This is a genomic window from Acinetobacter sp. FY683 (genome assembly GCF_059515885.1).
Map to the genome: position 1 here is coordinate 1 of NZ_JCAKNA010000003.1, position 12,889 is coordinate 12,889.

Annotated in this window: 10 protein-coding genes and 3 pseudogenes; 9 read left to right on the plus strand and 4 right to left on the minus strand. The window is 36.7% G+C overall.

From position 1 onward, the window contains the following. The 5 genes and pseudogenes from AC5YDH_RS01930 to AC5YDH_RS01950 all read left to right on the plus strand — a co-directional run. Positions 1-714, plus strand: a 714-nt coding sequence (locus AC5YDH_RS01930; RefSeq protein WP_496116602.1) for an IS5 family transposase, incomplete at its 5' end; no start/stop codon positions are given. Positions 715-836: 122 nt separating this feature from the next. Then, positions 837-950, plus strand: a pseudogene (locus tag AC5YDH_RS01935) (integrase core domain-containing protein); the annotation flags it as partial. Positions 951-1,075: 125 nt separating this feature from the next. Then, positions 1,076-1,216 (plus strand): hypothetical protein, encoded by a 141-nt coding sequence (locus AC5YDH_RS01940; RefSeq protein WP_162622154.1) that lies wholly within the window; start codon positions 1,076-1,078, stop codon positions 1,214-1,216. 739 nt (positions 1,217-1,955) lie between these two features. Further along, the gene (gene mobC, locus AC5YDH_RS01945) at positions 1,956-2,393 is read left to right on the plus strand and encodes a plasmid mobilization relaxosome protein MobC (RefSeq protein WP_496116603.1); all 438 of its coding nucleotides are present in this window, start codon (positions 1,956-1,958) and stop codon (positions 2,391-2,393) included. Continuing rightward, entirely contained in the window at positions 2,390-4,798 is a 2,409-nt protein-coding gene (locus AC5YDH_RS01950) for a hypothetical protein (RefSeq protein WP_496116604.1), read from the plus strand. The genes mobC and AC5YDH_RS01950 overlap by 4 nt, the downstream gene beginning before the upstream one ends. A 59-nt stretch (positions 4,799-4,857) precedes the next feature. Here the strand turns inward: AC5YDH_RS01950 and AC5YDH_RS01955 are convergent, their stop codons facing one another. Next, positions 4,858-5,109, minus strand: coding sequence for a hypothetical protein (locus tag AC5YDH_RS01955; protein WP_144725255.1), 252 nt, complete (start codon positions 5,107-5,109; stop codon positions 4,858-4,860). 741 nt (positions 5,110-5,850) lie between these two features. Here AC5YDH_RS01955 and AC5YDH_RS01960 point away from each other — a divergent pair. Both AC5YDH_RS01960 and AC5YDH_RS01965 read left to right on the plus strand, forming a co-directional pair. Then, positions 5,851-5,973, plus strand: a pseudogene (locus AC5YDH_RS01960) (AlpA family phage regulatory protein); the annotation flags it as partial. Positions 5,974-6,217: 244 nt separating this feature from the next. Then, positions 6,218-7,252 carry an AraC family transcriptional regulator gene (locus tag AC5YDH_RS01965; protein ID WP_496116606.1) on the plus strand — a complete coding sequence of 345 codons (1,035 nt, stop codon included), beginning with the start codon at positions 6,218-6,220 and terminating at the stop codon, positions 7,250-7,252. 770 nt (positions 7,253-8,022) lie between these two features. On the opposite strand, the pseudogene AC5YDH_RS01970 reads toward AC5YDH_RS01965, so the two are convergent. The 3 genes and pseudogenes from AC5YDH_RS01970 to AC5YDH_RS01980 all read right to left on the minus strand — a co-directional run. Next, positions 8,023-8,206: pseudogene (locus tag AC5YDH_RS01970) on the minus strand (tyrosine-type recombinase/integrase); the annotation flags it as partial. Between the two features lie 481 nt (positions 8,207-8,687). Next, on the minus strand, positions 8,688-9,380 hold the full coding sequence (locus tag AC5YDH_RS01975; RefSeq protein ID WP_496116607.1) for a pirin family protein: 693 nt from the start codon (positions 9,378-9,380) through the stop codon (positions 8,688-8,690). Between the two features lie 158 nt (positions 9,381-9,538). Then, the gene (locus AC5YDH_RS01980; RefSeq protein ID WP_496116608.1) at positions 9,539-10,762 is read right to left on the minus strand and encodes a L,D-transpeptidase family protein; all 1,224 of its coding nucleotides are present in this window, start codon (positions 10,760-10,762) and stop codon (positions 9,539-9,541) included. A gap of 205 nt (positions 10,763-10,967) precedes the next feature. Between AC5YDH_RS01980 and hemE the strand changes: the two genes are divergently transcribed. Both hemE and AC5YDH_RS01990 read left to right on the plus strand, forming a co-directional pair. After that, a complete protein-coding gene (hemE, locus tag AC5YDH_RS01985) occupies positions 10,968-12,038 on the plus strand; it encodes a uroporphyrinogen decarboxylase (RefSeq protein WP_496116610.1) in 1,071 nt (356 codons plus the stop codon). A gap of 12 nt (positions 12,039-12,050) precedes the next feature. Then, entirely contained in the window at positions 12,051-12,845 is a 795-nt protein-coding gene (locus AC5YDH_RS01990; RefSeq protein WP_496116785.1) for a DUF817 family protein, read from the plus strand. The last annotated feature ends 44 nt before the right edge of the window (positions 12,846-12,889 follow it).

Genomic DNA, 12,889 nt, shown 5'->3' on the forward strand with positions numbered 1-12,889 from the left:
ACTGGCTTTGTGCAAAGTCTGATTAAACTTTGCGGATTAAATTGGATAGCTCCAGATTACACCACGCTTTGTAGAAGACAAAAGCATATTGATATTGTAATCAGCTACCAAAAAAGTAGCGATGGGCTGCATCTACTCATGGACTCTACAGGGATGAAGTTTCTAGGTGAGGGCGAATGGAAACGCAAGAAACATGGACCTGAATATCGTCGCCAATGGCGTAAACTTCATATTGGTATAGATGCTAAAACCCTACAAATACGAGCAGTTCAGCTTACAACCAATAATGTCAGTGATTCACAGGTGCTTGGTGATTTACTTAATCAGATTCCACAAGATGAGCAGATTGACTCTGTTTATACCGATGGAGCTTATGACACCAAGCAATGCCGTCAGGTCATTGCAGATCGGCAAGGGCATGCGGTGATTCCACCTAGAAAAAATGCGAAACCATGGAAAGATAGAAAGAGTAGCTCGCTAGAGCGAAATGAATTACTTCGAACAGTTAAACGTTTAGGCAGGACATTATGGAAAAAATGGTCAGGCTATCATCGCCGCAGTTTGGTGGAAACCAAGATGCATTGCATCAAATTATTAGGCGCTAAATTAATGGCAAGAAGCTTTCCTAGTCAGGTGAATGAAATTCATGCACGTGTAGCAGTCCTCAACCGATTTACGGAATTAGGTCGACCACTTACCCAAATTACGCCTTAAATTTGGCTCAATTAGGGGCGCTTTGCATTTCAAATCTTTGTGCAACAAAGCCACTCATTATTAGAAAAAAACAGCACCTATTAAGAAAGCAAATATTACAAGAAGGCTAATCATAATTATTTTTGTTGGGTTCATTGGATGAAGTACAAGATTATGCAACAAACTGGTTGTGGCATTACAACCATGAAAGACCACATCAAGCTAACAAAGGAAAGCCACCTCTAATGGCTGCTTAACCTCTACTTTTAACTTCGGTTATTTATGGGAGGATTACCGTTATAATTCTGATGATATACGACAAATAGCTGGGTACGCACGAGATAAAAAGATATTGCAATGTCTTGGTTATAGGGATGATGAAATGCAGAATGTTGTTGTAGATTGTCTAATTATTTATCCAGATCAGTACGCTGATGAAAATTTACCTGAGTCTTTAAAAGAGCAGCCAATTGAGCAGTTCATAAAATTTTATAAATTACCTGTGAAACTACCTACCTTATAAATCGGAAGAGATTTTTTGTACAATGAGGGGCTCTTGAGCAATATAATTTACAGATGAAGAAGTCAGCACCTAAAATCTAGCTTACAACCAATTGCACCACAATTGTCAGTAAAAAATACTCGTAAATGATCTGCCACATTTTTTGCCACACTTTATTTAAATACTATCATTGTTAATTAAAGTGAAATGGTTAAAAAACAGTAAATACATATGCTTATGTTTGATGGATTCTAATGGAGTTAAACTTAAGTGAGTTCAACTCCCTGGTCCGCCACCATTTTTTTAAAGCTCACTATCCGGTGAGCTTTTTGTTTTTCTGAGATATAAAGATAATTTTAAAAACAAGGGGATAAAAAAAGTTGATTGATTTAATATTATTAGATAGCGCTTTAATAGATATTGTCGCTGAATAATCATCCTATTTTTTTATTTCTCTCTCAAATTCCACATTTACGATTCCCAAAAAAAATAATTTGCTAAAGTTTCTTTCAGCACTCAGTAATGTTGTTTTGTAGCCATGCTTAGAAAAGCGATGAGGTCTGTAGCCACATACAAAGAATGATTCAACGGCTTGTAGCTACAGCATTATCTGTAAAGAGATCCTTGTAGCTACAACCTAAACGAACACATTACTGATACCACAATAAAAATAATAACAGGTGAAAGAATGAAACAAGGCAATCGAAATATTGTCAAAAGACTAAGATTTCTAGATCTACAGGCGGAGCAGCTTGAACAGTTGCTCGAGTGGAAAGGAATAAGCTTTACCGACCTAGTCCATGCACTCATTGCACATGAATATGCAACCAGTCAGCCCTATGTCCCGCGAGAGATCGAATCTCAAAACAGCATCGTACGTGTGAAGAATGTAGCCACAAAAGTCAGTCGTGTAGCCACATCCTATTGCAAGCTTGATCCTGAGTTTCTCAGAGAGTTAGGGCGGATTGGAAATAACATCAATCAGATTGCCAAATCTCTGAATATCCTTTGTCTCAGCCAACAAAAACAGAAGATGGATTTTTCATATATCCAATGCTTGGCTGTCTTAGAAAATATTCAAAAGGAGCTTCATCAGCATCTAGATCCTTTACCCATTATCACACGCTCCGAATATCAGGTTGAACGTCGTAAAGAACAAGCTTTACGTTATGTGACTACACAAAGGGAAGAGGCATGATTATTAAGTTTCTTCCTCACGGTAAAGGTGATCCTTTTCGTGCTGCTGCTTATGTGATGGATGATAAGGATCATCTGAATTTGCCACGTACAGGTGTAGAAGTACTTCGAGGTGACCCAATGACCTTTGCTTCGATTGCACAAAGCTCACCACATAAATATCGCTATACCTCAGTGGTGATTGCATGGGCCGCAGAAGATGAAGTGGGTCTTGATGAAATCAACGAAGTCCTTGATGCCTTTGAACAACATGCTTTTGCAGGCTTAAAACCACATCAGTACCACATGACGGCTGTGATGCACGAAGAAGAGAATCGATCGAGACATATCCATGTCTTGATTCCACGTCTTGAACTGAGTACTGAGAAATCCCTCAATATCGCCCCGCCTGGGCATCGGCATTACTTCGATCCACTGCGAGATTACTTCAATCATAAATATGACTGGGCAAGACCTGATGATCCTGCTCGAGCGAGAAGCTTACAACTTCAACACCATGAACTTAAGCAGAATTCGGCTGCTTTAAGAGCCAATTTGATTGAACAGCCTAAAGCAACACGAATTGAGCTGATCAATCAGTTTATCGAACACCGTATGTTACAAGGCGTGGTCTATGACCGTCCGACCATTCTGCAAGCACTCTCTGAAATCGGCACGATCACACGGGTCGGACAAAACTATATTTCACTTCGTACCGAGGCAGGTACAGACAGATTAAAGGCTGCATATTATGACAAACAGTTTTACCTCTCAGATTACCTTGAAGATCAAAGAAGAAGAGACGCTCTTGGATCTCCATCAATTGAGGATTCAAGAAAGCTTGCAGAACGGACTCGAGCATTGCGAGAAGCTGAGCAACGCATTCAAGACGTACGAGCAAAACGCCAGCAGTACAATGAACGAACATATCGAGACCCTGAACCAATATCAGCAGCAATTGGCAATGATCAACGAAGCACATACGCAGTTGAGCCAGCAGTTGAAGAAGTTACAATGCTACAAGATCCATATCGAGGAGGAGAACGAACAGCAGAACAATCAGATGGGGGAAATACTCTTACAGATGCAAAGTCATCAACAATCACATTTGGAGATCTTAGAGGCGATAGAGAAAATCAAAAAATTAGTTTTGAATTCCTCGATGTCGAGCGACACACGATTCAAAGAGATCAGCCAACAACTCAGGATGAAACCCGATCTCAATACCATAGAGGAGATTCAGCAGAGCATCGCCAAAACACCTACATTTATTTTAGTGCTCTTGCTGATACTGACTTTCAGCAACAGTCTCATTTTAATCTACACCAACATAAGAGGTATCTAAATGCCCGAATTCCATACCGAGTTACAACATCTGACTCAGCAACAACTGCAATTGTTACAACAAGAAAATCAAGCTTTGAAAAGTTACTTGCAAGAGATGAAGGACGAGATCAAAGAAGCCAACAATACCATCGCATTGCAGCAAGCTTATCAAGAAAAATTGCAACAATTGATCGAACAATTGAACAGCGAGCTACAGCACAAGGATCAGCAGATCCAACAGTATCAGAATTATTTATCCAGCAACATCGACGTACCAGATCAAACAAACTTATCCAATATCTTGGTGCCGTTGTTCAAAGAGTCTTTGGTTATCTATCTCCAATCAGAACAGTTTCAAATGCAGTGGCAGAGGTATATCGAAGCAAAACTCAGCAGTTACTCGAGTTGTTTAGAGACACTAAATTCGATCAATTGGGCAAGTTTGCAATATCCCGAGAAAAGCGTCGAAAAAGAATTAGACAATGTGCTGAACGAAGTCATGAGTATGAGCAACGATTTAAGCAAGCTCATCAATTTATATCAACAGCGCTAGATTGGTCGATACAACGTATTTTTCCGAAGTACCGCTTGAGTCATTTCATCAATAACATCGTGCAACAACATCCTGACCAAGACTTCACCATGATGAGGGTCTATGCGGAAAGGGTGGATGATCAAATCACAGATCATATCCGTTTCTTGATCGATGAAAATAAAAAAGGGAATCGGTATCCAACAGAAGAAAAACTAAAATTCGCTCGAGAGTTTAGGTTGTGTACGGAAAAACTCATTCAAAATATTCATCTATTTAGAAAAGATGATCCAAATATCTTGGGATTTTTAAACACCATGGATCATTATATGCAGATGATTGATCTTAACCATCCTCGACTACACCTGAAAGAAGAAAATTCACCTTTGATCAATGCGAATGATGCTTCAAGGCTTGATATGAAAGATTGTATGAATGAACTTAGATCTTATCTAGAACCTTATAACCACAAGAAGTCTGATGAGCAAACTGAGCGTAAACAAGACATGCAAATCGTACCTAAAACACCAGAACCGAAGAGAAAGAACTTACGGGATTTAGAGTTCTAAAAGAGGGGATGTTTTGACACTCGGTCAAAACATTCCTAGTTCTAATACATCAATTTAAATTAATTTTTAAAAGTCGTCCGTTTAGGGCGTAGCTTAGTACGTTTTGCCCACATTTCAGGATATTGTGTGGCTACATTTGTATGGCCAATTGTGTTGGAAGAACGGCTATCATTCTGTGGAATACGATCTTCTAAGCGTTCAATGAGAACATAAAGATCTGTAAGGCGTTGCAGATCCTCAGTTGGGATTTTCTTGGCAACGTTTTGAATCAACTGCGTGACGATGCGCTTTGCTGAAATTTGATTTTGCATAATGATGCACTCCTAGATTGGGATATACACCACCACAACTCATTTCCACAGAGCTGAGGTGGCAACAGACAGGGGTGGAAATACTGAATCTAGGATCAGCCAACACGAAGTTGCCCTGTCATGCTGCCATAAAGACTGCATAAAACAGTAAGCAAAAAAATAGCCGCAAGTGCGACATTTCATGCACCTAGATCGTATCAGGTTTCCACGCCTGAACACAGATTTTGCTGTGTAATAAATACGCTATCAGTGGTTAAAAAATGAGTCAATAAGCTTTTACATCAGATTAGGTAAGGGATGCCAATATAAAAGTTTTCCTCTATTTTTAATATTTAATTAATTCAATGTCTTACAACCTGTAATTATCTTATCTTCGCTGTTAAACAAGATTAATAAGCCGATAAACGGTATAACTCATGTCCTAAAATTCAGGCTGAATGTAACAAAATTTGTGTAGTAAGAATTGTAGTAAGAAAAAATCGTAAATAAATATATATAATATAAAACATATAGATAGTGGTTTAATTTGACGGACACCGCTTCCGCCAAATTCAAAAAAGACCCTTAATTTATTAAGGGTCTTTTTTTTACTTTAGTTTTAGTCGACTTTATTGCATGAACCTATCTATAAAGGCTTATTCAGTAATATAACTATTAGATGAATAAACCTACACCTAAAATGTATCGTACAACAAACTGGCCATCATACAATTGTGCTTTGATCCGTCGTGATGTGTGCTGAAAAAATCGAAATACTATGATCCAAGTTTTCCAAAATCAATACGATTAAGTGAATCACGTATTGGTTGGTCAGCTTGGGAAATCTATCAGTGGATTGAAAACAAGTTGGCAAGTCGTGGGTAGATGGGAGCAGAAGCTCGCTTATTTATTTGAATAGGTGAATAAAAATAGAGTGATATATTTTCGTAATTTGCTAATTATTTTAGAAAAAAGGGACAAGAAAAATAAAAATAATAAAAGCAAAATATCGGTGTTTTTTATGTTTTCTACATTGAATTAATGTATATGCAGAAAATTTTTTCATTTTCCGTGTTCGGCATGTTCTTAAGTTGCAGAAAATAGAAAAATAGATTGAGACGAAGGTTAGATGAAATCATTTTTAAAAAAAAGAAGTGTTTATAGTGGAATGGTTAGATTACTGGACACTTTCTGTGATAAATATTCTTTAAAAACACCTGTGCATCGTATTTATGACTTTGATGATAGAGTAATCTTTATTCATTGGTTACAGAAGCTTAAATATATAGATCAGCAATATGATAAAGAAGGTTTAGGTATAGAAATTGCAAAAATAGTAGCTCCTAGTCATTTAGGTATTTCTTTTTATATCGCTTTGTCTTGCAAAAACTTAAGAAGTTACATGGGAATGCCATTACAGTATTTTTTCGCATGGTGTGACTATACGCAGAAGGATATAAGGATTGTTGATAATGAGGTTCTTATTTCTTGGGAAAAACCTGCATATTACAGTGCTGGTTTACATCTTAGAGAAACAGCTATTTCAGAAGAATTACAAGTTGCAACAATCTATCAACTATTGCTAGCTCTTTTAGGCTCTAATTATCAACTTTTAAAGAAAGTTGAGTTAGCTATTTCAAAACCTAAAAACACTAAATTATATGAGAATTATTTTAATTGCCCAGTAAGTTTTGATGCCGATAGGACATTGTTAAAAATACCATTGAATCTGTGTGATATTCCATTAACTACGGAAGATCCCGTGTTGTTACATTTGTTGGAAAAAACAGCAACCCAAATGTATGATAAAATGCCTAATGACACAAATCTTCTAGAAAATGTAAATAAGGCAATTATAAAGTCTATTAATGCTCAAGATCCTAAAGTTAGTGTTGTTGCTGGATATTTAAATATGAGTACACGTACTTTTCAGATGGCTTTAAAAGATCAAGGGATGAGTTTTCAAGACTTATTAAACAAAGTGCGTTTAACATTAGCAAAACAATATTTGATTAAAAAAGACACCTCTATTATAGAAATTTCTACTTTTTTAGGATACAAGGAGCAAACTTCATTTAATCGTGCATTTAAGAGTTGGACGGGTTATAGCCCAATGCGCTGGCGTTATTTGAATATTGCAAACAGCAAGGGTGATGTGACTTGATTGCATACAATGGTTTGAAAGGAATTTTATTGTATAAAGCTTTTTAGATATATTTATCCTAAGTATTTAAAATTTAAGTGAAGTTTCTGGTGTGAGTTCGACCTAAGTCAGTAAATTTGTTGGTAGTTCTCAAATCTGACGTGCTACCCACTTATCTTTCATGTCTGGATAGTATTTCAATAAAAATATATGCAATACAGACTCATGATTTTCTTTCTTCTTCGAAGAGCTTAAATTTTTCCTGATAAAACGTCCTAAACAACTTCTTAATGTCGAATTGAATCGCTCAATATGGTTAATTAAGCTTGTATGTTTACCAATAGAGCAGTGGGTAGTAGGGGCAAATACCTCAGCATAACTTGACTAATAATCACTACATGTTGCTAAATTAAAATAGTTTGAAGGAATTCGACAGCGTAAATCTGTACTTGTTTTATGTTGCGCTGACTACACACATAAGCAACAACTTCACGTGTGCGACGACAGAGTGCAATCCAAGTCAAAACTGAATAGCCTCCGATTTTGTAGACACTCTTTAGTTAGATAAACTAGCTAATTGAAGAGGTGTTTATGAGCAGTAGCAAACGATATCTTGAAGAATTTAAAATAGGTGGTGTTCAGCGGTTTAATGAGGAACAATTTGTCTTTCAAACCACTGTGTTGCAAAGTAAATAGGATCTAATGAAAAATAATGATTCAAAACTCGGCTTATCTACCTAAAAGGGGTTAACATAATATTAGCTACAATATTTAGTTAGCTTAATCTGCTATCAGGTTTTTACACTTTTAAAGAGATATGCACCACGTACATAAGCGGCTTCAACATCATCAGGTAATTTATGAGCTAAGGCGTGTTCACATATTTCATGAGGGTAATCTGCTATCAGAAGACCAATCTCGGAATGCAGAACGAAAGCCATGTGTTGTAATCATAAGATTCTGTTTAGGATTAATTGAGCTATTTATTAACTTAAGTTATGCGAACTTTGATTCCAAAAGAGCACGAGCGAGTGGTGGGGCGGCAGCGTTAGAAATAAAAAACAAAATATAGATTTGAGTACGTCTACGCTAGGGATTCATTTCGCTAGTCAAATAAAACTTGGTGATACAAATACAATGACAGTAAAAGGAACATTGGGGTGGCAACACTATTATGGAAATTGAAATAATGATGCGAATTTAGCATTCTTTAGTGGAGGGAATTCTTTTGAGGTAAATGCTGTGCCATTTTCACTTAATGGTGCAATTTTTAATTTAAGAAATTAAATTAAAAAATAATGTATCTGCTTCATGAGGATATAGCGGATTAATTTCAGATAAATACAAAGATAATAGTGTGAAAGCTAACTTAACGTGGATGTTTAAATTGTATATTTGCATTCCAATGTGGAATGTAAAAAAGGCTCCTAGGAGCCTTTTAAAATCTTTAGAGATTTTATTTTTCTGGTAAATCAAACCAAATAAACTGACTTTCTTCGTTTGCTGTAATTTTTGCATTATCTCGGAAAAGTAAAGCATCACCAGCTTTTACAATATGCTCTTCAATTTGAACTTCACCACGAATCACATGAATATAATTCAAAACTTGAGTTGCCTTTATTTCTAAAGATAAGCCTTGTTCTAGCACAGCCGTTTTAACTTCGGCTTGCTGACGAATATGCATAGGCGCATTGTCGTTTGGTCCAACAATTAAATGCCATTGGTTCGGCTGATCTTTAGGATCTAATTTAATTTGTTGATAGGTAGGCTCAGCGTTACGAACATCTGGATGAATCCAAATTTGGAGTAGATGAACAGGATGATCACCATCATTCATTTCACTATGCTGAACACCTGTGCCAGCACTCATTAATTGCCATTCGCCTGCGGAAATTCCTCCAGCATTGCCCATGCTGTCTTTATGCGAAATTGTACCGTCTAAGACACAAGTTAAAATTTCCATATTGTCATGGGGGTGCGTACCAAAACCTCGATGGGCATCAATAGTGTCATCATTAATGACACGTAATGCACTTACACCCATATATTTAGGGTTGTGCCAACTACCAAATGAAAAACTGTGCTTGGTGTCTAACCAAGCCATTTTGACATGCCCACGATCTTCACTACGATGTAAATAAGCATTCATGTGAATACCTCATTATTATTTGAACTTGATGCTATTTTAAGGCTTTAGATTGTTCTTTTATATTGATAAAAAGCGACATATTGTTCTATTTCTAGAATGATAGTGAATGAATATAAAAAAGCCTGCATAAGAGCAGGCTTTTTTATATCACTATTTCATTATTCTAAGAACTTCACTGTTACGCCTGAGCGGACTTTTTTGCCTAAGTCGTTAGCATCCCAGTTGGTTAAGCGAATGCAACCATGTGACGCTGTTTTAGAGATAGCAGAAGGGTTTGGTGTTCCATGAATACCAAATGATTTTTTGCTTAAACCAATCCAAATATTACCTACAGGACCATTAGGACCAGGTGGTAAGGAAAGTGGTTTTAAGTTTTTACCTTGTACAAAGTTACTTGGTGAGTAGCTATACCAAGGGTTTGGTGCTACGCCAGTTACTTTATACGTGCCTGTTGGAGAAGGTGTATCTGAGCTACCAATGGTTGCAGGGAAAGATGCAATCATCTTATTTTTGCTGTTGAATAAATAAAGTTGTTTTGCACCTTTATGCGCAACAATTAAATGAATATCTTCAGGTAATTGATTACGTACACTTGAAACAATAATTTTTTCGCCAACTTTATTAAAATTCGCATTTGGATTGATCTTTTTCAAGAATTCTTCATCCATATGGAATTTTTCACCTAACATTTCTGTTACGCGTGTGTAGTACAAACCAGGCATTTTTGCTTGAAGTGCATAGTCACTCGGAATAGATTTTGCGTATGGCCCTTTAAGGTCAGCAGCAGTAATGGTGTATTCCACGTATGTAGGTTTAGAACCTTGATTTTTAACTAAAGCATCCCAAGTTTCTTGAGTCAGAATTCCTGTTGCTTTCAAACCATTCATTTGTTGGAATGAAGCAATTGCTTTTAGAGTATTTTTACCACTTGAGCCATCAATTGCGCCAGGTGAAGCATGTGCATTGTTTAACATGACATGTGCACGTGCGTACATTGGGAATTGACCACGGCCTAAGTCTTCCCATTTAGCATTATTTAGGCTGTCTAAAGACCAAGGACCTTTATATGTTGTGCTAGCAGGAACAGACTTTGTTGGTGAAGATGGTGCAGTGCCGATAGCAGCTGAATCGTCTTCAGTGTTTTGAAGATTATCAAGTGTTTCAGAGGCTTGATTTAAATCTTGTTGTTCTTGTGGGGTTATTTTTGCTTCCGAAGATGCTTGCTCTGCTGACTTGCTTATTGCTAAAGGATCGATAGGATCTTCAATAGCAATATCTTTAATCTTTTGAGGATTTAATGCTTGTTCAGCAGTTGATGCCGCAATTGCAGAACCAGCAAATATGCAGCTTAAACTCATTGCAAGTATTGAGCGAACGAACATGTAATTCAACCTTAAGAATAATTCATTAACATTGTGAAAAAACAACACAAGTATTACAGAAAAAAACAGGTGTTGCAGTAAATGTTTTGACTAAATATCAGTTTTATCATTTATAACAATCGAATTTTAACATACAGACAGATTATTAAATCTTAGACCTTTTTGTTATGATGCTTGGAAGATTAAAAATCAATTAGGAAAGTAAATGACGACCTTAAAAAATGATCGTTTTCTACGTGCTTTATTGCGTGAACCTGTAGATACAACACCAGTATGGATGATGCGACAAGCGGGCCGTTATTTACCAGAATATCGTGAAACACGTGCTAAGGCAGGTGATTTCCTTTCTTTATGTAAAAATACAGAGTTTGCTTGCGAAGTTACGCTTCAGCCTTTACGTCGCTATGAACTTGATGCGGCAATTTTATTTTCAGATATTTTAACTGTACCTGATGCTTTAGGTTTGGGTTTGTACTTTGAAGCAGGTGAAGGCCCTAAGTTTCATAAAACAGTACGTACAGAACAAGATGTTGCGAATCTTCCAAAATTCAATGCAAAATCTGATTTAGATTATGTGATGAATGCGGTGTCTACTATTCGTTCTGCGTTAGGTGGACAAGTTCCACTTATTGGCTTCTCAGGTAGTCCATGGACACTTGCAACATATATGGTAGAAGGTGGTTCAAGTAAGGATTTCCGTTTTACTAAAAATATGATGTATGCACAGCCTGAAGTTTTACATGCTTTGTTAGATCGTTTAGCAGATGCGGTTATTGATTATTTAAATGCTCAAATTGATGCAGGTGCGCAAGCTGTACAAATTTTTGATAGTTGGGGCGGTGCATTAGCACATCGTGAATATCTTGAATTTTCATTGAAATACATGCAAAAAATTGTTGCAGGCTTACAACGTGAAAAAGATGGTCGCAAAATTCCTGTCATTTTGTTTACTAAAGGTGGCGGGCAGTGGTTAGAGCCAATGATTGCAACAGGTGCAGATGCATTTGGTCTAGATTGGACAACGCCGTTAAATGTGGCGCGTCAAACTGTAAATGGTCGTGCAGCATTACAAGGTAATTTAGACCCTGCAACGTTATATGGCACACCTGAAAATATCGCAAAAGCAACGAAAGCAATGCTTGATGATGCTTATGCAAATGGTGAAAAAACGGGTTATATCGCAAACTTAGGTCATGGAATTACGCAATGGGTTGATCCTGAAAAACCAAAAGTGTTTATTGATACGGTACATGAATACAGCGCGAAATATTTATAAGGATTTTCTGTGATTCAAAATTTGGGTTTGTTGATCCAATTTTCATGTAAGGCAGCTTCGGCTGCCTTATTTGGTATCTTATTATTGGTTGCTTTTGCTTTAACAGCCAGTATGGGAAGCCACGAATATTTTGGATATTTTAGATACGATTATTTGTTGTTTTATGCCTTAATCATTCAAGTGTGTTTGCTGTATTTAAAACTTGAGTCTTGGGCAGAAGCTAAAGTGATTGCCTTATTTCATGTTTTGGCAATGGTGATGGAGATTTTTCTAACCAGTCCTTATATTGCATCATGGCAATATCCACAACCCGCTGTTTTTAAAATACTTACTGTTCCTTTGTTTGCAGGATTCATGTATTCCGCTGTAGGCAGTTTCTTTGCACGTTCTTTGCGCTTATATCAAGTACATTTTCAGTATTTACCTAGTTTTTCGAATATGATGGCGCTGGCTATTTTGTCTTATGCAAACTTCATGACCAAATTCTTTATTCCTGATATTAGATATTTCTTATTTGTATGGAGCATCGTAATTTTTTGGAATACAAAAGTGGGTTTTATGCTTCAAAATCGCCAATTTAAACTGCCAATGCTTCCAGTATTAGTACTTTTAGCATTTGTTATTTGGATTGCTGAAAATATTAGTACTTTTTATAAAATTTGGCTGTATCCAAGTCAGGTTGATGCTTGGCATATGGTTGGATGGGGTAAATTGGGTTCTTGGTATTTATTACTTCTCTTAAGTTTGGTACTTGTGTTGGGAATTTTGGGGCAACGTAAACCAAATGGTTTATGGAAGTTAAATTAAGATCTGAAAGTAAAGAGAATTTATTATTTTTTTGTTTTTCATGG